Below are 26,008 nucleotides of genomic sequence, written 5' to 3' on the forward strand. Positions count from 1 at the left end.
CGAGCATCACACTAAGTCACTTTTTCTCAGTACACAACCGTTACACGCACGGCGCAGTGAGGGTCATCTACACTACAAAACTATGGAAAGTGTGGATCTTGCGTGGCTTATGAGGCTTCATCCTCGTTTTCATGACACGCTTCCGCCTGTGGGGGCCACACAGTGGTTAGGTCAATCCGATACGGTTCCACTTATGGCGGATGGGCCACAGGTGCCACAGGAATTGCAGAGACTGGCGAGTGCGGTGAGTGAACGCCGACGCACGTTGGGCTTGACGCGTCTACAGGTGCACGAAAACGGCGGGCCGGCCGATACCACCTTGGCGCGTATCGAGGCCCCTACGCCTGATACCGCGCCGCCCCGCCCCACGACCCTGCAGAAGATCGACAAAGGTCTGCGGTGGCCGGAAGGAACAGCGGCGAGCACCCTCCATGCTGGTACCTCGGCGGCGCGGCGCGAAGAGGTGTCCCGGCCGAGCCTGGAGAACAGCCTGTCGTTCGCGACCGTAGCGATGCCAGTCGACCTTATTCACGACGTGGTACGCGCAGCTGACCGTCTGCTCTCTGAACAGCCCGAATCCGAATTCAGCTCCGGCCTCCGCCACGCTGTTCAGCGACTGACCGCGGTCTACGTCACCGAGGTACTCGAACGCGTGGGCGGCCCAGGTTCAGAGATACCGCCAGCGATCGGAGTGACCTTCCGGCCTCACCTGACCGCCCCGCTAGCCGAAGACCACGGCACGCGAATCGAGCAGCTGTATCGACGCTGGCTGGCAGGACTCGTTTTGCCAAGCGATGCGCACCACCTCGTGCCGAGTTTCGAGGCCCGATTGGCTGCAAAACGCAAAGATATAATGCTCCGCACGACGAACTAACGACATTCCTCGAGGAGTGATCCCTGTGAACGCACCGATGAGCTTTGCCGACCGGTTGCAGCTCTTGATCCAGCTAGCGGTGGCGAACAAGACCTTGGCAGATGATTCCGCCAAGGTCTTGGCCAATCGGCTAGGCGAGCACCTTGGCGAGGCTATGGCCCCCAGAACCGTCCAGTCGTGGCTCGACGGACGACAAACCCCGAGCGAGGTGCATCGACAAGCTCTCGCCGAAGTCCTGGGGTGGGGCGAACCCGACTCGGTGGACATCATGATCTCTGACGACGTCGAGAAGTACGGACCAATTGCACTCCAGGCAAGGACCGTGTGGAGTCTTGCGGCGAATGAGACAGGACTCGTCGCGCTGAGAGCTTCTAGCAAGCCACTATCTCCGGAGGCGATGGACAGTCTTGGTGACCTCGCTTCGTGACGATCCCAATTACCGCGCCGCGTACGACGTTGTCGAATCGCTGCCGTTCTTCCGTCCCTGGACCATCGAGTCGCTGGTAGCGAAGGTCTCTCTGAGCCGAGGGAGGCCGATCGCTCTGCGCCGCCTGCCTGATGATCTGGCCAAGCACTGTTCGGCCGCCTGGTTCCCGAAGCCTCACGCCGACTATGTCTATATCCGCGACCAGCTGACCGACGTCCAGCGCGAGATCTCAATTTCGCACGAACTGGGGCACATCCTGCTGGCTCATACCCTGACCGACGACGAGCGTGCCGACTATCTCAAAGAGATCTTTCCGCGCGTCCCCAGGGAAGTCCTCAAATTGCACGTTGCATCAATGCAGTGGGGCGTGAGGAACGAACTGGTGACAGGTTCGGTTTAGGCCGCGAGTGTGAGCGGCTCGGCTAGCTTGGCTTCGAACTCGATGGGCGTCAAGCCGCCGAGGGTGTCCTGGGCGCGCTGGCGGTGATACTTCCGCTCGATCCAAACGACGATGGCGAGTCGCAGCTCCTGCCGGGTCGCCCACCGCTGCTGGTTGAGGACGTTCGTTTGCAGCAGTGACCAGAACGACTCCATGGCCGCGTTGTCCCCCGCAGCGCCGACTCTTCCCATCGATCCGACCATGTCGTGGCGGCGCAACTCGCGGGCCATCGCGCGGCTGCGGAACTGGCTGCCCCTGTCGGCGTGCAGGATGCAGCCGGCGACCTCACCGCGGCGCGCGACAGCATTTCGGACGGCGTCTACGGCGAGTTTCGCGGTCATCCGATCTGAGATCGAGTACCCGACGATTCGGTTGGAGAACACGTCCTTGATCGCGCAGCAGTAGAGCTTGCCTTCGCTCGTCCAGTGCTCCGTGATGTCCGTGAGCCAGAGCCGGTTCGGTGCATCGGCGCGGAACACGCGCTGGACGTGGTCGTCGAACACGGGCGGCCCGGCCTTCTTCCCCTTCCCGCGTCGCCGGCGTTGCGCGGACGAGAGAATCCCCGCCTGCGAGCACAGCTTCCACGCCGTCCGCCGGCTCATCCGCCACCCCGCTCGGCGGGCCTCGTCGGCGAGGTATCGGTAGCCGAACGTCGGGTCCTCGTGGTGCGCATCATGCAGCGCGTTGATCCGATATGCGCGGAGCACGTCCGCGTCCCGGACGGGGTCGTTGCGCCACCGGTAGTAGGGCTGGCGGGCGAGCTTGAGAACCCGGCACGACACCGTCACGGGGATCCCCGCGTCGGCGAGCTCAGATACGAGCGGGTACGTCATTTTGGGGAGCCACCAAGCCGCAGGTTCGCCTGCGACAGATACGCCGCCGCACGGCGGAGGACCTCGTTCTCCTGCTCGAGCAACCGGATCCGCTTCTTCAACTCCCGCGCCTCGGCGGCGTCCGCGGCGGTCTGGCCGGGACGGTTACCGTCTTCGACGTCGGCTTGACGGAGCCAGTTCTGCAACGTCGCTTCGCTGATACCGAAGTCGGCGGCGATCTGTTTGATGGTGACGCCGCTCTCGCGGCTGCGAGCAACCGCAACGACGTCCTCGCGGAACTCTCTGGGATAGGGGCCGGGCATGATGACATCCTCCCCGTCAGCGCCTCCCGGCACTAACGATCAGTTGTCACCAGTTCGTTCCTCACGCCCGTGCTCACCGCTGGCCAGATGCAACTACGAGCATCCCTTCGAGCAACAGGCTGAATGGTTTGCCCGGCTGCTCATCTCCAAAGCGGATCAATACCGGGACGTGCTTGTCCCTGACCACGCCACGCCCACCCAACGCAGGATGCTTGTTCAGGCCTCCCGGGTCTTCGGCTGGCAGTAGACGATGGCACTCGTCGTCACGATCGCGTTGTGCGGTTCTCTGCTGCTGCTGGTCCTCTACCGCATGTGCAATGTCCCGCCGAACGCTTCGCCAAGCTGGTGGGCATTCACCCAGGTGGCTGCGCTCATCGCCCTTGCGAAGCTTGCTCGCACACCCGAAATCGCCGACAGCTTCGGCGAAACGGTGCTCTATGCCCTCACTGGGCAGCACAATCTCATGACCCTGGTGGGTATGACGTTGGGAGCCTTGGTGTCTGTGCCGGCCGTGGTGTTCATGCTCAGCCTCACCGGCTACCAGCCGTCCTGGCGACGCGGGTTGCTGGCGGAGTTGGCAATAATCGTCGCGATGGTGGCCACGTTCTTGTGGTCACCGATTCCACGAAGCGGGCCGACTTCCTACATCACCGACGGCATTCCCCAACCGTGGTCCATGTCGACCTGGGCGTACTGGAGCATCTTCCTCGGTGTCATCGCCACAGCAGCGGTCGTCAACCTGGTTCTGGCCCTCAATGCCTTGACCATCGTTCCGCTGACAGGCCCGTTCGGCCTCACACTGCTCGGTTGGGCCGCCACCGCAGCTTCGGCAGCCCTCTACATCGGCAACAAGATGCTCAATCTCATCGTCGAGAACGCCTCCGATGACAACACCCGCAACTGGTACCTCGATCACGCACCATCGATATCACTCGCCTTGGTACTTCTCATCGTCGTGTCGGCTGGAGCGACCTTGCTGGTTTATCCGGTGAACCAACTTCCACGCCGGTATCGCCGGTATCGCACACTGCGTCGCTCGGCTGCGCAGTGGGAGCGCGCGCGACACTCAAATCCACAATTCGCCCTTCCAGGAGTTGCGATCCCGAGTAGCAACCGACTTCACCTCTGGAGAGCAGCCAAAGACCCTCTGACTGCTTACAACTTGCAGGTGGAACTGAGCGACATTGCTGACGCCACGCAGGTGTGAGTAGACCTCACCGGTCGGCTCGGATGAGCCAGGTGACCTCAGCGCCAGCGCGCTCCGGCTCTCCGTAATCGATGCTGCGGCCCAAACTCTCAGCTACTCGCGCGATGGTCGTAGCGTCGGTTGTCCATCCGTAGTCGCCAAGCCAGCTCGCTGGGTCTTCGACGACGGATTGAAAGCCATACCCCGATTGTGTTGCTGTTGAGTTCATCTCGCGGGTCTGTGCATCCGATCTCGATCCTGGCCCGAAGTGGGCCACCAAGAGTGTGCTGCCCGACGCGCTCAATCCGCTGACGGTAGAGAGGACCGAGGAAGTCTCGGCATCGCTGAGGTAGAACAGAATGCCCTCAGCTACCCAGATCGTCGGTTCCGCTCGATCGAAGCCGGCCTTGACAAGTTGGTCAGACCAGCCGGGTTCAGTGATTGAAGCGGTGACCTGCCGCCAGGTCGCGGCAAGCTCGATCGATGGTTCCTCGGCGAAGACCGTCGATTTGAACATGGAAATCTGTGGGAGATCGATCTCGAAGACTATGGTGCCCGCGGGGAATGAAAGTCGAGTCACACGACTGTCGAGACCAGCAGCCAAGATGACCACCTGACGAGGCTGGACGGCGCTGTACAACACGCTCCCGATCTGTTCATCGAGCCACCAAGTACGCACGACGTTCGACTCAAAGAGCCGTTGACCAGTCACTTCAGAGAGGCTTACTGCGCCCATCTCAAGACCTGACGCGGCCACCAGGTGCGCCGCGGCGAGATCAGTTACGAGTGGATTCTCGGACTCGAGCTCCAGGGCGCGCATCTTGGCGGTCAGCACTGCCGTTGCGCTGATGCCCTCTGTCCAGTCACCAGCGGCCGACCCCGCAGCGTTCACCATCCTCGGGACCGCCAGTCCTCGAGGTGAGGTCGCTCGTCACCAAGAGTGGTGTCGTCACCATGGCCGGGGTAGACAATCGCGTTGTCGGGATATCGATCGAATACCTGCGTGGTGACGTCGGCAAAGAGACTCGCGAAAGCCGCAGCGTCGGCGGTCTTACCGAGGCCCCCAGGGAACAACGAATCGCCGGTGAAGAGGTGACTCTGCCCCGACGCGTCGGTGAAAGCCAAGATGATGGAACCGGGCGTATGACCGCGCGCCTCGATCACTGTTGCAGGGGGCAACTCGCCGATTCGTATGGTGTCACCTGAGGCAACAGTGCGATCGGGAGTGACCGGCAGCTCGGAGGCCGCAGCGCTCGACGCAGCCGTCGCACAGGAGAGCGCTTTGACGACGTCCGGCAACGCCCACCAGTGGTCGATGTGCTCATGAGTGGTTGCTACAAGCTCCAGTCCGGCGGGACACTCCTGGCGTACCAGCTCGACGATTCGCTCGGCGTCATTGGCGGCATCAATTAGCAACGCCTTTCCCGTAGCTGCGCATTGCAGCAGGTACACGTTGTTGTCTGCGCCGCCCACCGACATTTTGATGATCCGGCCGCCAGCTATCTGACGCACTAACGGGTTCTGATCAGGAGTGACGTGGCCCCCGGCTGTGTACTCGGAGACAGGGATCGACGAAGAAGTCATGCCTCTATGGTGCAACAACAGGATCGTTCCACGGCGACGACGTCGCTGTTCCCCGAACCAGCGCGCCTCACTCGACGTCGCCGAACCGTAGCTTGCGTCCGCGCTTCCACGCCGCGGTGATCTGGTTCTCCGTGACGCCATACGCTTCGGCGAGCGCTGAGCGGATGTGTTCGGGAATGGGGGAGATGTAGGTTTCAGCGTTGTACAACGGGGTGGTGCCGATTCCGGCGTTGTTGGCGGCATCCTCACCCCGCAGGCCCCGCCATTGCCGCAGCTGGCGCAGCGTGGGCTGGTTACGTGGAGTGTTCGTCAGGTCAGCAGGATGAATGCTGAGAGCCTCAGCTAGACGCAGCGCATTGACCTCGGAAGGCACGCTGCGGCCGACCTCCCAACTACGGGCGGTGCCGAGCGTCACTTGGCACCGCACAGCGATATCAGCGCGGGTCAATCCCGACCGTTCGCGGAGCAGCTTCAGCCGTGCCGGCTCAAAGTCTTCCAAACCGCCAGTGGACATATGCGAACGATATAAGACACGTCCCGATGCGCAGTGCATCACCGTTCCGAAACTGTGCAATGAACCTGTTGAAGAAGTAAGCAGCGCCACCGACATCAGATGCGGCAGCGAGTGGGAGGTTGGCTTACGTCCAACGCATCTCAACGAAGAGGTCGAGCTGCTGTCCGACGTATCCGTCGGTGTGGCAGCTGCATTCGCACGTGTAGTGGTCAGCGGGGATGACGATGCGAGCCGAGGTGGTCTCGGTATAGCGCGACCACCCTGTCCGGAAGGTGGCGACGTACCCGCGGGGGCCGTGCTGGCGGCGCGCGGCGGCGTGACGCACGCTGACGTAGCTCGGCCGAGCATGGCCGTGCCAGCAGCCCACGTGGCCGGCGTCAGCGCAGTGCGGTGAGAGTGCCGGCGGTTGGGTGCAGGGCAGGACGGTGAACCACTGCGCTCGCGCGGCCTCGAGTTCGGCGCGCGCCCGGGGGTTGATGTCTTGCACCGCTGCCATCGCGGCGCGTCTGCGGCGGATCAGCGCTACTGATTCTTCGCTGCCGTAGCCGATGGGTATGGCGTCCAGGCTCAGGGCTCGCCGGCGGACGGAGTCGGTGAGGTCGTAGTGAGACTTCGGGGTGCCCGGGTATTGCGCCCAGGATCGGCGCAGGCCCAACCGGGCGGCGAAGGCGTGGAGCTCGTCGTCGGTGTCGGCCATCAGATGCGACCACCGGGCGCGGAGGTTGCCCACGGTGGCATGCCGGCGCATGTCGTCGACGTAGACCGCCATAGGTGCAGACCTCCTCTACTGCCGCTTGATCGTTCGTTCCGCCGCTTTCATGTCTGCCATCGCTCGGCGGGCAAGTGTGGTGTGGCGTCGGCGGGCAGCGATCCACAGTGTGACTACGCCGGTGATGAACCAGATAGTCGCGGCGAACGTCAACAGCCACGCCAATTCGCCGTGGGTGATCACGGGGGCAACAAGATAGACGGCAGCCGGGACGACAATTCCGCCGATCACGAGAGTTGCGCGGTCCCACTTCCACTGGGCTTTCTCTGACGGAATCTCTGGGTCGTAGGTACCGGCCACGTTGCGATCAGACATTCTTCGGACTCCTTTGTGCTGGCGGGAGGTCACTCATCGGACCTTCACACGACGGCCACTGATCGCACGAGTGCCCGTAGGCGTTGGCGGTGGCGGGTTGTCCGCATCGGCAGCGACGCTGATCCTGCGGCAGCGGGTTGGTGAAGGGGTTGATGGCGGTGTCGGCGTCGAAGCCAGACACGGTGCGGTCGTGGGCTTTGCCGGCTGGGCAGGTGGCCATGTGCAGGCGTCGGCTGGTGTCGGGCAGGACACGGCCAACGAAGCATCGGTGGTCGCAGTAGCGGCAGTAGGCGCCGGGCATGCTCAGTCACTCCTCGTGGTGGGTGTCGGAGCTTGTGGTCGGTTCCCAGGAGCCGGCGTCTTGGTAGTCGCTGTCGTCGAGGTCCCACCACTGGTTGGTGTGGGGGTCGAAGACGGTGTCGTGGTGGCAGTCCGGGCAGCGGTGCACGACCAGCTGGGCGTGAATGTGGCGGTCGCGGAGGCGGTCGCGGCCGATGGGGATGACGTTGGGGCCGTAGGCGATGGTGCGGGTGCCGTGGCAGGTGAGCGGCCGGGTTGCCGAGCCGCAGTTGTCGCACCCCTGTGTGCGTGGTGGCGGACAGATGGTCAGCGCGGGCATCGGTTGCCAGGGTGACCAGTCGACCGGGTCGCCGTCCCAGCGTGGCGGTAAGTCGTGAGCGCGCAGGTTCAGGCTCAACTGGGTCACCGTCGATCACCGCCCCGCACCGTGTGGCTGTGGCGGCTCAGCTCGAGGTAGTAGGCGCAGTCGTCGCAGAAACCGGTGTCGGGGTCGAGGCAGCAACGTTCACAGTGTCGGTCCTCGCGGTGGCAGTCACAGTCACACTCGACGCCCAGTTGAGTTGGCGCAGTGTCGGTCAGGGTCATGCTCATGGTGCCCTCCCTAGTCGTGAACAGGGATGTCGGTAGGGGTGTCTGCGTCGGTGTGGGGGTCAGGCCCGAATGCCAGCCAGAAGCCCAGTGCCACGGTGAGGACGCCGACGACAAGCGCGGTGACTGAGGCCCACACCGAATCCAACAGGGAGGCGCACATCGCTGTGATCAGGACCGCGATCGCCGAGACGGTGTAGCTGCCCACTCGGCCGCGTAGGCGCCAGACGTCGTGAAGGAACGCGATCTGGGCAACGACGGCAGTCAGCGCCGTGACTGCTAGGTAGATGTGGTCCATGAGTGCCTGCTCCAGGGTGAGAGGGTGTGCGGCGCTGGTGGTTATCCGCGTGGGTGGTAGGTGAAATCGGCCAAGGCAGGGTCAGCCATCTCGACGACGCCGACGGGCGCGAGGTCGGGCAGGACGAGGGTGCCCGCGGTGGTGATGACCTGAATTTGGGCGGTGACGCCGAGGCGGGCGACCTGGACAACGCGGGCAGCACGGTGGTGGGTGATCACCGCGGCGGCGGATTCGGTGGTGGGCTGGGGCCACGGGTGGCCACCCACTGACGGCGCGGGTTTGATGATCCAGTCCCCGGCCAGCAGATGCCCTGCCTGGATGGTCCGTGGCACACCGGTCGTGGGTGTGGACCGGCGGTGGTGGCGGGCGCGGACCCGGTCGTGGGTGAGGGCGCCGGCCACAGCGGCGGCGACCAGGGCGGTCAGGGCGGACACGATTGGTGCGACCGGCAGAAGCCCGACGAGGTATCCAACGATGACCAGTGCGGCGAAAGCTGCACCGAAACTGGCCACTTGCGCCGAGCGCGGATCAGCGTTGCGTTCGCGGACAGCGACGGTGCCGGTGGTGTGGTCGGTGCCCGGCGTTGCCGGGAGTGCGACTAGGCGGGTGTCGGGGCGTAGCTGCGCGGTCCGGGCGGCGGTGGTGAAGGTCTGGGTGGCGCCGAGAGTCATGCGTGCTTCGTCGTCGAGGACGGGTGTGGCGTAGCCGCATTCGGTACAGATCCACATGGGGTGCCCGGCGGATTCGTGGGTGCCGGCGACCATCGGTTCGGGAGTGCGGTGACGCGGGCAGCTCACCGGGTGTGCTTGGGCGACGTTCCACCGTGACAGCTCAACGAAGGTCAGCGGGTAGGAGTCACCGGTCGGGGCGGTCACTGCACGGCCTCCTGCGGGTCGAAGACGAGTGTGGGTGCGACGGCGCCGGTCAGCAACAGCCGCGCGCCGTACAGGTGGCCGCGGATCACGGGGTGAGCGGTGGCACGGATCTGCTGGTTGATCGAGGCGGCGATGAGGTCGCGGACCTCGACGTCGGGCAGCCCGTCGACGCCGCCGTAGTTGCGGGGGTCGCAGTAGTTGAGGTGGCGGGCGACCGCGGCGTGCACGGCGCGCTGCTCTGCGTCGACGTCGCGATTGGATGCCAGGACGCGCCGCTGGTGTTGGGCGATCAGCATGCGCAGCTCGGCCCGCGCGGTCGGCACGTACTCGAAGTCGTCTTCGCTGGGGCGCGCCTCGACATCGAGCTCGCAAGAATCAACCTCTCGCGCAGCGGTGGCCGCCAGGTGGCGGATCGCCGCGGCGAAAAGACCGCAGGGCGCGGGGATCTGATTGACAGCGGCGATCTCGTCGCAAGCCAGGGAGAACTCGATCGACTCGAACACCCGCGGGTTCACATGCCCGAGGACGGTGAAAGTGGTGCGCACAGCCGGGTGCTCGGCGAGCCGGGCCACCGTCCAGGTGACCGGGTCGCCGGCAGGGTGTGCGGAGTGAGTGCTCATCAGCTCGTCCTCGAGGTGGGGGTTATCCGGCGGTGCGGTAGCCGGTGTAGATCTCGGTGATGATGCGGTCCAGGGCGGCGCAGTCGTGTGGGGAAAGCGCGGCGAGGATGCCCGAGTCGGTGTGCGCGGTGAGAACCGCGGTACCGATCACCGCCCGCTGCTTACCGACTCCGGCCGTGGCGATCTGGGAGGCCACATCGTTGTAACCGATCCCACCGACAGTCACCCTGGATAGGGGTTCGAACAGTGTCCACAGGTCCAGGTGATCCGCGAGGTAGGTCAGCGGCAGCGGATTGAGCGGCCCGCCAACAACTTCGCGCAACGCCTGCTCCGGATCAGAGGTGGGCAGCTCGACGTACTCGGCGTCACCGCGATCAGTGAGAACCAAGGCCTTCATCGTCATTCCCTTCTGTTGATCCGCAGCCCAACGATACCTCCTTTAGGGGTCATTGTTTAGCCTAAAGGAGGTATTGTTTCTGACGTGTACCGCTACCTGTCGCTGTCGGAATTTGCCGATCGCGCAGGGCTGTCTGTGGCGACCATGAAGAGTTACTTGCGCAAAGGACTCCTGCCCGACCCTGACGCGCTGGTCGGACGAAACCGGGGCTGGAAGGCTGAGACGGTCGACTACTGGATCCACAACAGGCTCGGCCGCGGCGCCCGCACTGATCTTCGCCCACGCTGAACGAGGTTCTGAGAAATCTGATCATGGGTGCGGTGCTTTCACGGGCCGAACCTGTTGTGTCCGTTGATGTTTACTACGAGACGAACAGCGTGTACTGGACGGGCTTCTGCGGGACTGCGGGGGTGGCGAAACCGATGCCGTGCAGCCCTGCACCGGTGCGCAGGACCTGCGTGACGGCCTTGCCGCCGCGGGGGCCGGCGCTGACCGGTGCGCTCCAGTGGTAGCGGGCGGGAATGGTCCAGTTGGCGAAGACACGGGTGGTGCAGACCGGGTTGCGGGCCCAGCCTGGGCCGTCGCCAGTGAATCGTCCGGGGCGGTAGGTGACGAACAGCTTCCCGGGCTGGCGGGGGTCGGTCTTGGCGCTGACGTGGATCGTGCCGCGGCAGTTCGCGTGGTTGCCGAAGGTCCAGATCTCATCACCGTAGGCCGACAGCCGCGGCGCTTCGGTCGGGCGGGCGGTCGCGGCACCCGCCCCGATGGCCAGTGCAGTGGCCAGCACGCTCAGTAACAGCACAGCCGTCAGCAATGTTTGGGTACGGAATGTTGAAGTGTGGCCAGTGATCATTGTCGGAGCGGTCCTTTCAATCGAGTCAAAGTGGTCAGAAATCGCGGTTCTCGCGAGCTGGCGCAGGAGCGCGGACCGCGGCGGCGAGATGGTCGGTGACGTAGTCGAGGCCGCCGGTCCACTCCATCCACCACTGACCGTCGAGGTAGACCGTTGCCCGGTACTGCATGCCCAGGCGCCGGTCCTGGTAGGTCGTGAGGTTGTGGGTGAACACGTCAGGCCTCCTGTGGGTGCACGCGGAGAGGACGGTGAACGGGGATAGATGCCGGGACAGACCACCATGAGTGGCCCGTCCCGGCATGCTGCGCCCGCACCCCTCGTTACCGGCGGGCGTGTCTGGGGCCGGGGTTGGCCGGCTGCTTCTTCTCCTGGGGCCAGGCGACGTCGATGCCGGGCACGACTTGCTTGAGCTGGTCGCTGGCCTGGCGGGTCCACTGGTTGACCGTCTTCTCGGCCTGGTCCTTCGCCGCGCCGAGCGCGGCATACGGGGCGCGGGCCTGCTCACCGCTCCAGTTGGCTTCGAGGTTGCGGCCACCGACGTTGACTTGGGCGTTGACATCTCCGCGCATGTTGACCTGGTAGTGCACGGCCGGCAGACCGGCTTTGGCGGCCTGGTCGGCGGGCAGGTGCACCTCGTACTGGTTGGCGCCGGGGTTGTCGATCACGACCTGCTGCTGCGGCTTGCGCGGCTGCGGACGCACCGGTTCGGGCTCGCCCGGGAGCCGGGGGCGGTCCGGACGGGCGCCGGGGTCACCGGCACCGAGGGCGTGAGCGATCGCGCCGCCGGCGACACCACCGGCCACACCACCGGCGATCGCTGCGGGAACACCGAGCAGCGCGGCACCTGCTGCGGCACCGATGCCGGCGCCCGCGGCGATCGCGCCCGGGGTCTGGGGCCCGGGCGCGGGGAACGAGCCGACTGCGGCACCCACACCGGCACCGATGAGCGCACCACCGATGCCGCCGACGACTGCGGCGGGGATGCCCGCGGCTGCCGCACCGGCGGTGCCGCCGAGCGCGACGCCGATGATGGTGGCCGCGGCCTGGCGTGAGGCTTCGTCTTCGGGCACACCCACGCTGATGAGGCCCTGGGCGATCTTGGCTTCGCCGTAGGCCGACCAGGCGTTGATCGAGTTGCGCTGGCGGTCGGTCAGCCACGGCGCGTCACGCTTGAGCTGGTCTTCCTCGATGACGAAGTTGCCGACACGCAGCGTCTTCGGCGGTGGGGCAATCGGGCGGACCGGCGCGACCGGGCGCGGCAGGGTGTAGGCCCGCGGCGGAGCGGGGTTGTAGGCCTGGTCATAGGTCGGCTCGTTGTAGACCTGCGGCTCGACGTAGGGCTGGTACGGCGCTTCCTGCGGCGGTGCAGGGATCACACCCGGCCCCGGGTTGTAGGTCGGCGGCGCCTGTGGCGGAGGGGTGCTGTCGCTGCCTGGATCGGGCTGGCCTGGATCAGCGCCACCTTGGCTCGGACCTTGGCTGGTCGAGCTGTCGGGGTCGGCTCCGCCCTGCTTGATGGCCCACGCAGGGGACGTGGTGAGTACCGCTCCGGTCATCGTGCCGCCGACAAGGACCGCCGCGATGACCTTACGCATGAGTGCCGGCGACGGCGGGGAGACAGCAGCCCGCCCTCGTCGCACGGCCCGAGGAGGTGTCAATGCGTCGCCGCCCGGACGTCCGGTGGGAACCGGCGAGGTGATGTACATGTCAGAAGCGCCTTTCGGTGGTGATGAATGGTGTTGTGGGAGTGCGGAAAATCGGTTGAGGGCCGAAGTCGGGGAACTTCTACTTGTCGTCGATCTCGGAGACCCAGTGCTTGCCGCCGATCACAGTGGTGGTGACGTCCTGGCGGAACGTCTGACGCTCACCGCCGGCCGCCGGGATGATGGTGTGTACGACCTCGTACACGGTGGTGTTGCGGGGGCCAGTGCGCTTTTCGGTGATGGCAAGGCAGTAGCGCATATTGGGGTCGAGCACGTCGATGTAGCTCTGCAACGTGATGGCGGTGCCGACCTTGGCGTTCGACGACACCACCGCGCGAGCAGCGTTTCCGCTGCGCCACTTGTAGTAGCCGTAGTTGAACGCTTTGATCGCGTTCGGCCCACTCGTCTGGTTCCCCGGGTCACGGCCGGTGGTGAGCGCGCCGGTTGTGCGAGAGGGACATTCGACTTCATCAGAGGTCGGGTCGGCGGTGGCGACGGGTGGAGCTAGTGCGGTGGCCGGGTCGAGAGGTGTGGTGTCGCCGCCGGCAGCGCCGATGAGCCGCCCGGCGCCGACCCCGATACCGACCAGGGCGACCAGCGTGATCAGACCAATCACCAGCAGCGGCGTGCGGTGGCGCCGCCAGACGGTACGCAGACGACCACTAGCTGGTGGTGGCACGTGGGGGCCTCGACTGCGACGTTCGGCGGTCGGTGTCGAGCGGGGTCGCGCGTTCGGGCTGACGTGACCGGGGGTGACCCCGCGCCAGGGGCTGTCCTGCTCGACTGCTGCCTCAACGGGGCCGGGCTGGCTCGCGGCCTCATCAGCGGCAGGCTGGGCCAGCTGCTCATCGACAACAGGGGGCACGTCCGGCGCAGCGGCAGGTGCGACGATCTGGCCGCCGGTGTGCCCGCCATCGTCAGCGATTGGATGCTCGTGCATCTCGACCTGCGGGGGAGCGCTGGGCTCCACCGGAGCGGCCTCGGGATGCTCGGGTTCTGGGGCGGCGGCGTGGGCGGGGTGCCATGTGCCGTCGGGCGTCATCTCGATGACATCGCCGCGCCCGGTTGCAGGATTGCGTAACTCGAGCAGGACCGGCTGATCGTCGCTCGCCGCGAGGTGGTGGGCGTAGTCGAGGATCTGTTCCTGGAGCTCGGCGCCGCTGATAGCGCTGAACTCGATGCCGTCAGTGGTGGCGGCGGTGGTGGCCGAGGTGATTGTGACCACCACTGCGTTGTCGACAGTGGATGCACTCATCGGAGAAACCTCAGATCAAGGTCGAGGGGTCAGTCGGGCGGGGCCGATCAGATGGCCGACAGGGCGTGCTCGTGGTGATTGACGCCGTGCTCGTTGGTGTCCCCGGTGGCATCGGTGCCGATGTCGGCGGGTAGCTCTTGGCGCCATGCGTCGATCTGGGCAGCGGCTTGGCGATGCCGCTCGATGGCCTTGTCTCGCCGCGGGCCCGCGGGGTAGGTCTCCAGCAGCTGCAACCGTTCGGTGATCGCGGCCTCGAGTTCGTTGAGGCTGGCGTGTGAGATCTCCGTTTTGTCGTCGATACGCGCGGCCCAGGTCGGTACCGGCTTGGACAGGGTGGCGCGCTGTTCACGCACGACGGGCTCGCTGGTGGCTTTGGCGTCGAGCGCGGTGCGCACGGCAGCCACTTCATCGGGAGCGGGGGTGAGGATGGAACGCAGGATGCCCATGACAGAGGTGTCCTCTCTTCGGTGGTGGGTTAAGCGACAGAACTGGTTTTGTCGAGATCGATGGACTCGGCCTCGCCCGGCTCGGCGGTGAGGACGACTTCGTCGGGTGCGAACTCGGCGTTGAGGGTGACGCGCGGATTGGCGTCGTCGCGCAGCTTCGCGCGCACGAGCTTCTTGCCGACCCGGGTAACCGCGACGACTGTGGCTACGGTTCCGTCGTCGTCGACGTGCACCCGCATGCCCTCGGTCAGGTCGGCGGCGTAGACGCCGTCGTCGCCGGCGGTGGTCGGGTCGAGCCCGGCGATCGGTGCCGGCGGTTCGGGGGTGGCCTCGCGCTGCTCGGTGAGGAAGGTGCGCATTTCCGAGGAGAAGCACGCCATGATCGGCCCATCGCCGGGAGTGCGGATCAACCCGCCGACCTTCTCCAGGTGCTCACGCACTTCGGGCACGAAGTTCTGCAACTGGGCCCCTCGGATGGCGGCCTCGCGCAGCGCGGTCACGATCTCCTGGTCGTCGGGGTCCAGGCGGTTCCACCGGTTGGGATGCATGTCGGGGTTGGGAGTCCAGTGCACCTGTGCGTGCATCGGTCGGCCTTCGGCGTCGGCGACGGTGGCCCGGCCGGGCACACTGGCGTCGACGTCGCGCCCCACGTGGGCATCACCCCACATCATCTCCGCGCCCTGCTGCGACAGGCTCGACAGCGAGATGCGGGTGCCGAAGTTGTCGCGCACCGAGGTCGCGTCTTCACCGAAGTTGGTGGCGTCAGGGCGCTGCACGCCCAGGATGATGCGGCCCTGCAAGCTTCGGATGAGCGCGAGAATCTCACCGATCTTGCCCAGCGGGTTGGAGTTCTTGACGAACCGCGCCAACACGGCCTGCTCGTCGTCAGGGTCGTCCTTGTCGCCCTTGTAAGCTGCCGCGCGCCGCAGGAACGCACTCATCACGAAGAACTCATCGAGCACGACGATGAACGGCGGCAGGTTCTCGTCAGGGATACGCAGACGGTGCAGAAACTCCCGGCGTGCCACCATCTCCGCGTGCACGGCGTTGATGAACTCCACGATCTGGCGGACGTGATAGATCACCGACGCCACACCCGGGTACTGATCGAATCCGTCGAGTTCGAGCATCTTCACATCCACCGCGCCGGCCACCGGCACTCCACGCGCGATCGCTTCGGTGATCAGGGTCCGGATCAGCGAGGTCTTACCGCCACCGGTTCGGCCTGCCGCGAGCACGTGACCGCGAGACGAGGACTTGTGGATGTTCCAGGTCGCCAGCACCCCGTCGGCCGCGGTGGCGTAAGGGATGTTGTAGAGCTGCTTGTCGTCCATCGCCGCGTAGTCCTTGAACGCGAGCGGCAGGTGCCTCACACCGCTGGGCAGCGGCTTGGCCAGCCGGATGGTGAGCTGGTTCTCCTCGGGGATGACCGCCACGAACCAGTTCCACGCCCCGTCCTCGGTGACGTGCCGGGGCAAACTGGCGACCAGCGATTCCCGCAGCTTCTGCTGCAATCCCGGGAAGGCCGCTGACAGGGTGGTCTTGTAGGAGATCGTGAACCCGATCTCGGTGCCGTCCTCGTCGCGGTCAATTTCGGTGATCCGGGCCTCAGGAAGCGGAAATTTCTCGTCGAGAAGCTCGGACAGCCGCTGCACGATCGGGCTCATCCCGGCGGTCTGCGATTCCGGGTCGTCACGCGTGATCACCAACCGGGCGCTACCGGCCTGCCACTCGACCTGCATCTCCCACACCCGCGCCCGCAGCAACCGGCGGGCCAGCGAGTCGCCGCGGTACCGGTTGGCGTACTTGGTCAGCGCATCGACAAGTTCGCTGTACCGCCGATCGCTGATGACCGACCCATCGGTGAACGACACGATCACTCGTCGCGGCGCGGCGATACCCGCGGGATGTCGAACCCGTACCCGTTTAGGAGTCAGATGGGTGGTCGAAGCAACCATGTTGGTGACCGCGCGACGATGCCGAAACGCATACCAGCGCAGCCCATCTACCGCGACAGCCCCCACGGTGGCGGTGACCGCGGCTGCCTGCCATCCCGACAGCTGGTCGAGCACCGACACCACCTGGGCCGTCACAGGTAGATCACCCGCGGCGTTCAGGAGCCAGTCACCGAGCGGATCAGCTTCGACGGCCAACACGGTGACGGCAGCTATCGCCGGACTGACCGGCACAAACGACGGCAGACGAACTCCTGCACCATCAGTGCCGCTCTGACGAGGCCGCTGGGCGCGGTGTGACAGTGCGCCACCGAAGTCATCGACCACCTGCTGCACGAACCGAGCAGCCGGATCAGAGGACCCCGAACTTCCCATCGCTACAACCCATCACTCGAATACTCCGACATTGCAATCAAGCTAACCACATCAGACAAACACAAAACACAAATAACTGCACTATCGGCGTGTTTGCGCCCTGCCTAGCGACTGGAAGCGGGCGCCCTGGTCCACGCTTTCACTGCGGGCCTGGCGTGTGGCGGGGCCCGCGCTGACTGCCAGGCGACACGCCGACGCGCAGCGAGATGTTATCCAGACGTCAGAGCGGCGGCGTAGGGTCGCGAGCGACCCGTAGCCGCCGCTCTGCCCCCGAAGGGGGAGTGTCCCGCGATCCGCGTCAGACCTCGAAATACTCAGGCGCCATGCCGCTTACGGATGCGTTGATCTGGCTTGCGTCGGTGTCACGCGCCGGGCGCTGTCGGGTAGGTCCAGCCTCCAGAGGCGTGCTCGCTCGCCATCTCTCCGCATGCCGGGCTGCCGCCGTCGCGACATCCCCGCAGCGGTAGGTCTCTGTGGAGTGCCGCGTAATACGCCTCCGATCCTGCTGATACCGACGCGATGAGAACTCGCCTGCACGCAACACGCCATCAAAACCCTCCGCTCGAAGTAATCAACGTGGGTAGACTCCACAAATAAGTGCACGATACGAATGGACGGATTGTGTGAGACGAAAGGGTCAAAGCTGGTGACATCGACGGAGCAACGCCCCGAGGGTGACCTGCGTGGAGTCTTTGAGTTCCCCACACCTGTGCTCGATCAGGACCCGGTCGACAGCGACCTTCATGACGACGCCGCCGCGCTGTCGCGCGGGGAGCGGTTAGCGCGGCTACGCGGCCAGCTCAACGTCCCCCGGATACTGCGCCGCCACAAAGACTCCGACGATCAGACCCCGAGTCTGGCGGATCACAGTCCCGAGGACGCGGAGTTCATCGCCCGCGCCAACGGCACCAGTACGCAACGGCTGATGACCCACGCCGCGCGGGCAGCGGTGATCGCGGCGCTGGTGTCAGGACCTGTCGCGTTGTACCTCAGCAGCGGATCGTCAGCGGCCCCAGAAGTAGTGGCGCCGCCTGCTGTGTCAGCGGTCGATACCACCGCCCAGTTCGCAGCTAGTGACCTCGCCCAGCAGTTCGTATCGGCCTGGCTGATGACCCATCGCGGTGACGAGGGATCGCTACAACGCTTCGTCGACATCGATGCCGGGACCGGCGCGCTGCCAGCGCAAGCGCTCTACGAGTCCGCCGACACCCACATCGCCGGAGTGCGTGAAGTGTCTGGGGTCGACGGCGCCGACACCTACGCGGTGACCGTGTCCGCCGAAGTCACCCCCGCTGGCGCTGACACCGCAACCCGCCGCTACTTCCAGGTGCCAGTGGTGGTGTCAGACAAAGGGGTGCGGGCGATGGCGATGCCCGCCGCGGTACCGGCACCCTCCACCGGTCTGACAGTCAACCTCGACTACTCCAACCAGCTCAGCTCTAACGCCGCGATCGTCACCGCCGCACAAGGATTCCTCTCAGCCATGCTCACCGGTGACGGCGACGTCACCCGCTTCACCAGCCCTGGAACCAACCTCGGTGCGATCACCCCGGCCCCGTACGCGTCCATCTCCGTCATCGGAGCCCGCACGCAGAAGTCCCTCGGGGACTCTGCTGAGACCCCGGCTGATGGCCAACGAGCACGACTGCTGCTCACCATCTCCCAACAACCACCCGGGGCCGCCAGCTCCACCGATGCACTCACTGGTGCCTATGCCCTGACGATGGCTGCACGCGCGGGCCGCTGGGAAGTCAGCGCACTCGACCCCGCCCCGGCGGCCGGCGTCAACGGATCAGACGTCGCGTCCTCGCTGGCCGGCGAGGAGGACGAGAACACCGACACTCCGCCCGGCGCGGCGACCTCTGCTCCCGCCAGCAGCGAACCAACCTCTGACTCCGGCCGCGGTGGCGGTGATGACGAGGCGGGCTCTGACGACGTCCTGCCCACAGTGACCAGCGAGCCAAGCAGCCCGCGCGGCTCCACCTCTGCCCCCACCTCAACACCGTCATCCGGCAGCGGTGGTGGATCACTACTCGGCCCCGGCGGCATCGACCTGGGCCCTCGATAACCCCGTCCCCATCAACCCATCACCGACCACCCCGCAGCGAAAGGACTCCTCATGATCACCGAGACAGCCACCCAGATCGTTCTGGCCGACGGGCTCATCGACACCTTCAACAACCTCACCGGCGACGTCATCAAAGCGCTGCTGACCGTCGGCGGCGGCTTCGCCGTCTACATGGTCCTCAAGGAATTCGTCCGCGGTGGCCTGGTCGCCGGGATCGTGGCCGTGGTCGGCGGCGGCGCCATTCTCTGGGGCCTGAACAACATGGATTTCCTGTCGGAAAAGACTGGCGAGACCGTCGAAAACTCCTCAGGCCAACTGGCCCCTGCACCCGAGTCAGCAGCGACGACCGTGCGGCTCGACACCAGCGGGGAACACCCACTGGTGGTCTTCGCGCGCAACGCGCCGCTGGTTCAGACGGCTGTGGTGACAACAGCGCACCCCACTGCCACCGACGCCGCCAGTGGGGGACGGCTTTGAGCTCCCGGGACCGGGCTGCGGTCACCGCCCGGGCCAAGCAGTTGGCCGCAGACGAGGGCTACGAGTGGATGGCGTTGAGCGCGGGCGAACGCGCCCAGTACCGTCTCCACGCCCGCAGCGATTGGCGCTACTGGGCGGGGGTGGTTCCGCTCGGACCTCCGGTCGATGCGGGGCGGCAATGACCGACCAACAGCAGCAACCCGCTGAGGTCATCCGCAACTTCACCGCGGCGCGCAAGTTCCCGCAGCTGATCGGGAAGACCCCGGACGGTAAACGCATCGCCGGTGGCCCCTACACGCTGACCCAGTTCGTCGGCGGTGCAGGAGCCCTGGTCGTGCTGTATCTGACCCGCGGCGTGTGGTGGAGCCAGCTGGGCTTGCAGTGGTCAATTGTGCTGGTGGTCACCGTGGTCGTCGGCACGGTGGTACTCCTCGGCCGTATTCGCCCGGGTGGACGGAGCCCCTTGTCGGTTGCAGCAGGCGCCGCGCGCGCCCTCAGCGCAGAGGCGGAGACCCGAACGACCGCCGACCGCGCGTCACTGTCGCCGGCTGCGGCGATCCGCCGAAAGCGCGGCCGCCCACATGTGGTGGCGGCCGCGGCCTACATCTGGCCCACCCCGCCCACACCCCATCCCCACACGACGACTCGATAGATCAGACCGAAAGGAGTGGCGTTGTGGTGCAGCGTCAACCGACCTACGCCCTCACCGGCAACCTGCGCTTCACCCGCGATGGCACGGTATGGGCCGATTACCTCCTCGAAGGCCTGCCGTATCGCTACCGGCGCCTGGCTGACAAGGAAGGGGTCCGCAACGCCCACACGATGCTGGCGCGCGCCCTACCCGGCGAGGCGATCCTGCTGGGACTGACCGCCGATGAGACCCCGGAGCTGATCGTGCAACGCATGCTCGACGGGGTCGACCTCGACGAACACGAGGCATGGCTGGCCGAATGCGAAGCCACCCTGGGCAGTATCGGCCAGTTCCGCCCCGGCACCCGCGTGTACTGGCTCTCGGTGCCACTGACGGGCACCTCGGTGAAAGAGAAGGCCGCGACCGCCGGGCGCGCCATCTGGCATTCGGCCACGGAAATCCTGGGGCTGCCGCACTCCCGGGTGCCGGCCGAGGAGCTGCTGGCTCGCCGCGACCAGGCCCGCCGGATCGCGGCGAGCATTCCCGCGGTCTTCAACCCCATCCCGACCACCCCGGCGCAAGCGGTGTGGTTGTGGAATCACATGCTGCGACGCGGCCTGTTCGTCGATCCCGATGTTCCGGTGGCCGCCGACACTCCTGAATCGAAAACAGCCGGCGCGTTGACGGCTGCTCGGCTCGATGAGGGCGCCCTGAGTGACCGAGCTGACTCGGGCGGGAAGTCCAAACCATCGAGGTTCACCACCGTGCTCAAGATCGACACCCCGTGGGAGGTCGACCCGCCCCCGCCGTCCTATCAGACGCTGTCGGTCATCACCGACACTCCCGCCGGCGGCACCCACTTTCCCGGTTCGGAGTTCTTCACCCTGGCCGAATCCATCACCGTCGAGGACCCGGTGCGCCCGGACGTCAAGATCCCGGTCGACGTCGATTTCGCCCTGCGGATCGTCACCCGCGCCGGGGGAGATGTGCTGCGTCGCAACCGCAAAGCGCTCAAACAGCTCAATGACCAGTTCCACCAGCGCGAAGGGGAACTCTCCACCGGCCGCAGTGTCCTCGACGTCGCTGCCGAAGCGCTCGCCGAGTACTCCACCCTGCTCGAATCAGACAAGAATGAGATCGAGGTCGGCTGGACAGCGATCTTCGCCACCTCCGGCACCACCGCGGCGGCCGCCCAGGCCGCGGCAACCGCGCTGGCCACCGAGTTCGCCAGCCAGCAGTTCCGCCTCGCCCAGCCGTTGGGATACCAAGAGGACCTGTGGTGGGCGATGGTGCCCGGCGCGCCGGCGCCCCGGGTGCTCGCCGAGTTCACCCAGATCACTACCAGTGGCAAATTCGGCGCGTTCGTTCCCGTCGTCGCGGCCTCCCTGGGCGATCCGAGCGGGCCGCTGCTGGCGCTGTGCATCACCACCCACGTCCCCAGTGCGGTGCACTACGACGTCTCGGCGCTGACCGAACGTGACGTGTCGAACTCGGTCGGCGTCACCGGTGAACTCGGCGCCGGCAAGTCTGAGTTCATCAAGCTCGTCGCCGGCCAGATCGTCGATCGCGGCGGACAGGTCCTGGTGATCGACCAGTCGGCCTCAGGGGAGTACGCCCGCTGGGCCAGTTCAGTGGCGCATGCGGTCGTCGTCGACATGGTCGACGCGGGCTACAGCCTCGATCCGTTGCTCATCTTCGGCGGGGCCAAAGGTGCTGAACAGACCGAGACCATCCTGCGCGCGCTGCTGCGACTGCGGGTGCAAGACTCACGCGCAACCCTGCTGTCCGAGGTTCTCTCGGAGAGCTACCGCGCCCGCCACCCCTACCTCGGCACCGGCGGAATGGTCAAACACCTGCTCTCGGGCGAATGCGCCCTCGACGGCGCGCTCGAGGTAGGCCGCGCCCTGGAGGTCCATTCCCGCAAGACCTACGCCCGCGCCCTGTTCGACGAGACCCTGCCGCCGCTGCCAATCGACGCACCCGCGATCGTGTTCCGCACCCAGGACGTCTCACTGCCTTCCCGCGAGCAGATGGAAAAAGAGCACCTGTTCGACAACCTGACCCCCGAAAAGCAGTACGGCCACGTCATCTACACCCACATCGCCAAACTGTCGCAAGGCATCATGTACGCCGACCCCGCCCAGATGTCGGCGCTGGTCACCGACGAGGTCGCTCACATCCTTTCCGGCGCCGACGGTCTGGAGATCATCACCGAAGTCGTCAAACGCGGCCGCAAAGAAAAGGCCGCAGCGATCCTCGGCGATCAAGACTGCGAATTCGGCAGTCAGGAACTGCGCGGCCTACTCAAGACCCGCGTCGCAATGCGTCACACTGACAAAACTCTCGCCCGCAAAGCCCTGGACTGGGTTGGGCTGGACCCCGACGCCGAAGACGTCCTGGAGGAATACACCACCAACACCGCTCCGATCACCCGTCCAGCACGGCACGCCACCGACAAGCCCTACGTCAAGCCAGAACGCCGCGGCGAAGGCTACATGCGCGATGCCTCTGGCGCCGTGGGCCGCATCAAAGTCCTGCGCTCGTTCCGTACCGACCGCCAAACCGCCAGCTCGACCACCACCCCGCAGAAGAAGACGCAGACGACCGCGAAGACCCTGACCCCCGAGGTGCTCTGATGCACCCGCAGCTTCCCGGTATCCGCCTCGAATGGCCGCGCCCGGTGCGCAGCGCGGCCCGATGGGTGTGGTCGCGGCGCTGGGCGCGGCGCCTGCTGATTCTGGTCGCCGTGTGGCATCTGGTCGGTGCGATCATGTTGGTCCTCGCACCGACCGCCGAGGCGGCCGACGGCGCTGCGAGCAGCACTCTGCGCAATCTGTTCGGCTGGATGAACATCAAGGATTCCCACGGCATCAACTCCGCCGACTACTACCTCTCGATCGACGAAGGTGGAGCCACCAGCCCCATCAAGGCGGTGTGGGCGTGGATCATCAACCTTGAGTACAACGCCTACCGCGGCGTGGTGATGATCGCGATCTGGTTCATCAAGCAGGCTCTGTCGTTCAAGTGGCTCGACATGGTCACCCGCCCCATCTCCGACATCGCAGATGCGGTCACCTCGCTGACCGGGCAACTGCACATGCGGCCGCTGATGCTCACTCTGGCCGGTTTTGCGGTGGCGCTGTGGCTCTTTCGTGGACGCTATGCCACCGGTCTCTACGAGCTGCTGATGTCGCTGATCATTGCCGCGGGCGTGCTGGGGTTCCTGGCCAACCCGGTCGCCACCCTCGCCGGAGACGACGGACTGATCTCCAAGGCCAAGGACTACTCGCTCGAGGTGGCCACCGGCATCGGCAACGACGGAAACACCAACGGAAACCCTGACGCCCAAATCGACGACCTCACAGGACAACTGACCGACACGTTCATTCGCCAGCCCACCCAACTACTCAACTTCGGTCGCGTCCTGGACACCTCGAAACAAGACGGCGCCGCTGCGTGTGTCAAAGCCTTCGACGAGGCCTACCTGAAAAAGCCCCCCGAGCGCTCGACCCTCGGCGAGATCCGCGACAGCGTCGAAGACATCCCACTTGTCGGCGGTGCCGTCGACAGCGTGCTGCCCGGCGGCGACGACGCCAAAGCCCGCGTCCGCGACGCTGTCGGCAAATGCCCCGGGGGCGAGCAAATGAAGGACTACGCCGAGAACCCCGGACCCGAACAGGCCATTGCCTCAATGTTTTTGATCCCCGCGGCAGGTCTAGTCTTCCTGTTCGCGCTCTACCTCGCCGGACGGGTGGTGCTGGCGACCGTGGTGGCGTTGTGGAACGGAGTGAAGCTGATCCCGGGCGGCCTGCTCGGCATCGCACCGATGTTCCGTACCCAACTGATGCGATCGCTGGCAGATGTCGCTATGGCGTTGCTCCAGGTGTGTTTCGCAGTCATCTTCACCTGCGCCTACTGCATCATCATCACCTCGGTGTTCGACAAAGAAGGCGCCCAGCTGATGGCCACCGTGCTCATCGCCGACGTCCTGATCCTCATCGCTCTGGTGATGTTCCGCAAAGGCATGCTCGGATTGAACAAGTGGTCCGACCGACTCACCGAGATCATGTCGCGGCGACCGGGCTCATCGCCGGTGGCCGTGAAACAGAAGACCGCACCGTCGGCGCACGAGATGCTGGCCCGCGCCCAGGCCGTCAAGCACGGCTACAACACCGCCAGAAAGGTCGGGGGCACTGTCGGCAAGGTGGTCTCCGGCGGCGGGCAGGCCGTGGCCGCTGTCGGCACCGGCGGAGCCTCCGCTGTCGCGGCGACGGCAGCCAAGATCGGCGCCGAGTACGCCGCCACTCAAACCGCGGCGGCCGTGGCCGCCAAGTTGGGCGAGTCCACCTCAGGTGCGCGCACCGCCGACGATGTTCCTGCCACCGACGCCCCTGCAGCGTCGTCGGGTCCTGCTCCTGTCCCCATGGGCACAGGAGGGGGTAGTGCAACGTCGAGCCCCGACGACACCCGCCGACGCTCACAGGCGCTGTATGAGACCGTCACCAAGGTCCGCGACATCCAGAACCGCCCGCTCACCCCTACCGGTACGAGCGCTCCGCCGATCGCCTCCGCCCGCGGCGCAGTCTCTGCGGCTACCCGGCCCTCCGACGCTCGTTCGGCCACCGACCGCGTTCGCTCGCTAGCTGTACTGACCCGGGACGTTAGGTACGGCGTTCGGCGAGTCGGCGTGACATAGGGAAGACCTCCGAGTGAGGTGTGGAGCTGTCTAGGAACCGCTCCTCAACCCGGAGGTCTTCGTGTCTCACCGTAATTCACCGTTGTCCCCGACTGGTCGGTTGCGTCTGGCTCGGTGCGTCGTGGACGACCGGTGGCCACTGCGTCGCGCGGCTGATCGATTCAACGTGTCGGTTACCACGGCCAAACGGTGGGCCGACCGCTACCGCGAGGCAGGGTCAGCCGGAATGGTCGACCGCTCCAGCCGACCCCGGTCGTGTCCGCATCGCACCAGCCGGCGCCGGGAACGCCGGGTCGTCGGGTTACGCGTCTCCCGCCGCTGGGGGCCTGCCAGGATCGCGTTTCACCTGGGGGTGAACGTCTCCACGGTGCACCGCATCCTGACCCGGTACCGATGCCTACGGTTGTCATGGACCGACCCCGCAACAGGGGCGCCCGTACGTGCCCGCAGACGCGAGATTCATCAGTACGAACGCCAAGCGCCCGGAGACTTGATCCACGTTGACATCAAGAAACTCGGCAGAATCCCCGACGGTGGCGGACACCGCATCCACGGACGCGCCCTGGGCGCCCGCAACTCCAGCGCCCACCGCGAGCCCGCACGACCCCGCAAAGTCCACGGCCGCCCCAACCTGGGGTACGCGTTCCTCCACCACGCCGTCGACGACCATTCCCGCTACGCCTACTCAGAGATCCTCGGTGATGAGAAGAAGGAAACCGCGACCGCGTTCATGACCCGGGCAGTGGCGCACTTCGCCTCTATCGGTGTCACCACCGCGCGGGTGATGACCGACAACGGGTCATGTTATCGGTCCCGAATGTTCCGACAGTTGTTGGCCGACAACGGGATCAAGCACAAGTGGACCCGCCCGTACCGGCCGCAAACCAACGGCAAGGTCGAACGCTTCAACCGCACCCTGCAGGAGGAATGGGCCTACGCCCGCCCCTACCTCAGCGAAACCGAACGCGTCGCAGCCTTCCCCGAGTTCCTTCGCACCTACAATCACGAACGCGGCCACACCGCACTGCGAGGCAACTCACCCGTCAGTCGCGTACCCAACCTGGCGGGTCAGTACAGCTAGCCGAGGACAACCGCAGTTTCCGTCCGCGAACATCGGCTGATGGCACGCAAGTCTGGGTGCCCACGCCCCGCGCAGCGGGTTCTCCATCCCCACGGCGGACCCCGGCGCCACCTGCACCGACTCCGCCGGTACCTCGGCCGGCGCCGC

Annotated in this window: 28 protein-coding genes and 2 pseudogenes; 12 read left to right on the top strand and 18 right to left on the bottom strand. The window is 65.9% G+C overall.

The genetic code is table 11. The features are described 5' to 3' along the window. Nucleotides 1-244 precede the first annotated feature (244 nt). From AB4Z55_RS26950 to AB4Z55_RS26960, 3 genes are read left to right on the top strand one after another with little or no spacing between them, the layout of a single operon-like run. Nucleotides 245-874: a hypothetical protein gene (locus AB4Z55_RS26950; RefSeq protein WP_247452241.1), complete on the top strand. Its 630-nt coding sequence runs from the start codon at nucleotides 245-247 to the stop codon at nucleotides 872-874. Nucleotides 875-899: 25 nt separating this feature from the next. Next, nucleotides 900-1,301, top strand: coding sequence for a hypothetical protein (locus AB4Z55_RS26955; protein ID WP_139319521.1), 402 nt, complete (start codon nucleotides 900-902; stop codon nucleotides 1,299-1,301). Next, a complete protein-coding gene (locus tag AB4Z55_RS26960; RefSeq protein ID WP_369521121.1) occupies nucleotides 1,285-1,701 on the top strand; it encodes an ImmA/IrrE family metallo-endopeptidase in 417 nt (138 codons plus the stop codon). Before AB4Z55_RS26955 ends, AB4Z55_RS26960 begins: the two co-directional genes overlap by 17 nt. Here the strand turns inward: AB4Z55_RS26960 and AB4Z55_RS26965 are convergent. Continuing rightward, a pseudogene (locus tag AB4Z55_RS26965) lies at nucleotides 1,698-2,875 on the bottom strand (IS3 family transposase). The gene AB4Z55_RS26960 and the pseudogene AB4Z55_RS26965 sit on opposite strands and share 4 nt — an antisense overlap. Nucleotides 2,876-3,125: 250 nt before the next feature. Here AB4Z55_RS26965 and AB4Z55_RS26970 point away from each other — a divergent pair. Further along, nucleotides 3,126-4,082 (top strand): hypothetical protein, encoded by a 957-nt coding sequence (locus tag AB4Z55_RS26970; RefSeq protein WP_369521122.1) that lies wholly within the window; start codon nucleotides 3,126-3,128, stop codon nucleotides 4,080-4,082. A 7-nt stretch (nucleotides 4,083-4,089) separates the two neighbouring features. On the opposite strand, the gene AB4Z55_RS26975 is transcribed toward AB4Z55_RS26970, so the two are convergent. From AB4Z55_RS26975 to AB4Z55_RS27025, 11 genes and pseudogenes are all read right to left on the bottom strand, one after another. Continuing rightward, entirely contained in the window at nucleotides 4,090-4,956 is an 867-nt protein-coding gene (locus tag AB4Z55_RS26975) for an SAM-dependent methyltransferase (protein ID WP_369521123.1), read from the bottom strand. Next, nucleotides 4,950-5,645, bottom strand: coding sequence for an MBL fold metallo-hydrolase (locus AB4Z55_RS26980; RefSeq protein ID WP_369521124.1), 696 nt, complete (start codon nucleotides 5,643-5,645; stop codon nucleotides 4,950-4,952). Before AB4Z55_RS26980 ends, AB4Z55_RS26975 begins: the two co-directional genes overlap by 7 nt. Before the next feature lie 67 nt (nucleotides 5,646-5,712). Further along, nucleotides 5,713-6,159 carry a helix-turn-helix transcriptional regulator gene (locus tag AB4Z55_RS26985; protein ID WP_075863460.1) on the bottom strand — a complete coding sequence of 149 codons (447 nt, stop codon included), beginning with the start codon at nucleotides 6,157-6,159 and terminating at the stop codon, nucleotides 5,713-5,715. A 502-nt stretch (nucleotides 6,160-6,661) separates the two neighbouring features. Further along, nucleotides 6,662-6,928 (bottom strand): annotated as a pseudogene (locus AB4Z55_RS26990) (DUF4031 domain-containing protein); the annotation flags it as partial. 15 nt (nucleotides 6,929-6,943) lie between these two features. Further along, nucleotides 6,944-7,243 carry a hypothetical protein gene (locus AB4Z55_RS26995; RefSeq protein WP_369521125.1) on the bottom strand — a complete coding sequence of 100 codons (300 nt, stop codon included), beginning with the start codon at nucleotides 7,241-7,243 and terminating at the stop codon, nucleotides 6,944-6,946. Continuing rightward, a complete protein-coding gene (locus AB4Z55_RS27000; RefSeq protein ID WP_369521126.1) occupies nucleotides 7,236-7,544 on the bottom strand; it encodes a hypothetical protein in 309 nt (102 codons plus the stop codon). Before AB4Z55_RS27000 ends, AB4Z55_RS26995 begins: the two co-directional genes overlap by 8 nt. A 6-nt stretch (nucleotides 7,545-7,550) precedes the next feature. After that, nucleotides 7,551-7,949: a hypothetical protein gene (locus tag AB4Z55_RS27005; RefSeq protein ID WP_369521127.1), complete on the bottom strand. Its 399-nt coding sequence runs from the start codon at nucleotides 7,947-7,949 to the stop codon at nucleotides 7,551-7,553. 195 nt (nucleotides 7,950-8,144) lie between these two features. Beyond that, nucleotides 8,145-8,429: a hypothetical protein gene (locus tag AB4Z55_RS27010; protein WP_369521128.1), complete on the bottom strand. Its 285-nt coding sequence runs from the start codon at nucleotides 8,427-8,429 to the stop codon at nucleotides 8,145-8,147. A 41-nt stretch (nucleotides 8,430-8,470) separates the two neighbouring features. Further along, on the bottom strand, nucleotides 8,471-9,304 hold the full coding sequence (locus tag AB4Z55_RS27015) for a hypothetical protein (RefSeq protein WP_369521129.1): 834 nt from the start codon (nucleotides 9,302-9,304) through the stop codon (nucleotides 8,471-8,473). After that, nucleotides 9,301-9,924: a hypothetical protein gene (locus AB4Z55_RS27020; protein WP_369521130.1), complete on the bottom strand. Its 624-nt coding sequence runs from the start codon at nucleotides 9,922-9,924 to the stop codon at nucleotides 9,301-9,303. Before AB4Z55_RS27020 ends, AB4Z55_RS27015 begins: the two co-directional genes overlap by 4 nt. A 22-nt stretch (nucleotides 9,925-9,946) precedes the next feature. Beyond that, nucleotides 9,947-10,321, bottom strand: a complete 375-nt coding sequence (locus tag AB4Z55_RS27025) for a hypothetical protein (RefSeq protein WP_369521131.1) — start codon at nucleotides 10,319-10,321, stop codon at nucleotides 9,947-9,949. 84 nt (nucleotides 10,322-10,405) lie between these two features. Between AB4Z55_RS27025 and AB4Z55_RS27030 the strand changes: the two genes are divergently transcribed. Next, complete coding sequence (locus tag AB4Z55_RS27030) at nucleotides 10,406-10,609, top strand: AlpA family transcriptional regulator (protein WP_247452236.1); 204 nt, start codon at nucleotides 10,406-10,408, stop codon at nucleotides 10,607-10,609. A 73-nt stretch (nucleotides 10,610-10,682) separates the two neighbouring features. Here AB4Z55_RS27030 and AB4Z55_RS27035 read toward each other — a convergent pair whose 3' ends face one another. From AB4Z55_RS27035 to AB4Z55_RS27060, 6 genes are all read right to left on the bottom strand, one after another. Next, the gene (locus AB4Z55_RS27035) at nucleotides 10,683-11,123 is read right to left on the bottom strand and encodes a hypothetical protein (RefSeq protein ID WP_369521132.1); all 441 of its coding nucleotides are present in this window, start codon (nucleotides 11,121-11,123) and stop codon (nucleotides 10,683-10,685) included. Nucleotides 11,124-11,208: 85 nt separating this feature from the next. Beyond that, nucleotides 11,209-11,388 (bottom strand): hypothetical protein, encoded by a 180-nt coding sequence (locus AB4Z55_RS27040; protein WP_369521133.1) that lies wholly within the window; start codon nucleotides 11,386-11,388, stop codon nucleotides 11,209-11,211. A gap of 106 nt (nucleotides 11,389-11,494) precedes the next feature. Beyond that, nucleotides 11,495-12,880, bottom strand: a complete 1,386-nt coding sequence (locus AB4Z55_RS27045; RefSeq protein WP_369521134.1) for a hypothetical protein — start codon at nucleotides 12,878-12,880, stop codon at nucleotides 11,495-11,497. Between the two features lie 79 nt (nucleotides 12,881-12,959). After that, on the bottom strand, nucleotides 12,960-14,132 hold the full coding sequence (locus tag AB4Z55_RS27050) for a hypothetical protein (RefSeq protein WP_369521135.1): 1,173 nt from the start codon (nucleotides 14,130-14,132) through the stop codon (nucleotides 12,960-12,962). A 47-nt stretch (nucleotides 14,133-14,179) separates the two neighbouring features. Then, complete coding sequence (locus tag AB4Z55_RS27055) at nucleotides 14,180-14,578, bottom strand: hypothetical protein (protein ID WP_369521136.1); 399 nt, start codon at nucleotides 14,576-14,578, stop codon at nucleotides 14,180-14,182. A 29-nt stretch (nucleotides 14,579-14,607) separates the two neighbouring features. After that, nucleotides 14,608-16,767: an FtsK/SpoIIIE domain-containing protein gene (locus tag AB4Z55_RS27060; RefSeq protein WP_369521137.1), complete on the bottom strand. Its 2,160-nt coding sequence runs from the start codon at nucleotides 16,765-16,767 to the stop codon at nucleotides 14,608-14,610. Nucleotides 16,768-17,554: 787 nt separating this feature from the next. Here AB4Z55_RS27060 and AB4Z55_RS27065 point away from each other — a divergent pair. The 7 genes from AB4Z55_RS27065 (at nucleotide 17,555) to AB4Z55_RS27095 (ending at nucleotide 25,861) form a co-directional block, all read left to right on the top strand. Next, a complete protein-coding gene (locus AB4Z55_RS27065) occupies nucleotides 17,555-18,976 on the top strand; it encodes a conjugal transfer protein (protein WP_369521138.1) in 1,422 nt (473 codons plus the stop codon). Nucleotides 18,977-19,027: 51 nt separating this feature from the next. Continuing rightward, a complete protein-coding gene (locus AB4Z55_RS27070; RefSeq protein ID WP_369521139.1) occupies nucleotides 19,028-19,453 on the top strand; it encodes a hypothetical protein in 426 nt (141 codons plus the stop codon). Continuing rightward, the gene (locus AB4Z55_RS27075; protein WP_369521140.1) at nucleotides 19,450-19,635 is read left to right on the top strand and encodes a hypothetical protein; all 186 of its coding nucleotides are present in this window, start codon (nucleotides 19,450-19,452) and stop codon (nucleotides 19,633-19,635) included. Before AB4Z55_RS27070 ends, AB4Z55_RS27075 begins: the two co-directional genes overlap by 4 nt. After that, nucleotides 19,632-20,105 carry a hypothetical protein gene (locus AB4Z55_RS27080; RefSeq protein ID WP_369521141.1) on the top strand — a complete coding sequence of 158 codons (474 nt, stop codon included), beginning with the start codon at nucleotides 19,632-19,634 and terminating at the stop codon, nucleotides 20,103-20,105. The genes AB4Z55_RS27075 and AB4Z55_RS27080 overlap by 4 nt, the downstream gene beginning before the upstream one ends. A 26-nt stretch (nucleotides 20,106-20,131) precedes the next feature. Next, complete coding sequence (locus AB4Z55_RS27085) at nucleotides 20,132-22,720, top strand: ATP-binding protein (protein WP_369521142.1); 2,589 nt, start codon at nucleotides 20,132-20,134, stop codon at nucleotides 22,718-22,720. After that, a complete protein-coding gene (locus tag AB4Z55_RS27090; protein ID WP_369521143.1) occupies nucleotides 22,720-24,780 on the top strand; it encodes a hypothetical protein in 2,061 nt (686 codons plus the stop codon). The genes AB4Z55_RS27085 and AB4Z55_RS27090 overlap by 1 nt, the downstream gene beginning before the upstream one ends. A 61-nt stretch (nucleotides 24,781-24,841) precedes the next feature. Continuing rightward, nucleotides 24,842-25,861 (top strand): IS481 family transposase, encoded by a 1,020-nt coding sequence (locus tag AB4Z55_RS27095; protein ID WP_369520268.1) that lies wholly within the window; start codon nucleotides 24,842-24,844, stop codon nucleotides 25,859-25,861. Nucleotides 25,862-26,008: the final 147 nt, after the last annotated feature.

It is taken from the genome of Gordonia sp. ABKF26 (assembly GCF_041103195.1).
Lineage (GTDB): Bacteria > Actinomycetota > Actinomycetes > Mycobacteriales > Mycobacteriaceae > Gordonia > Gordonia terrae.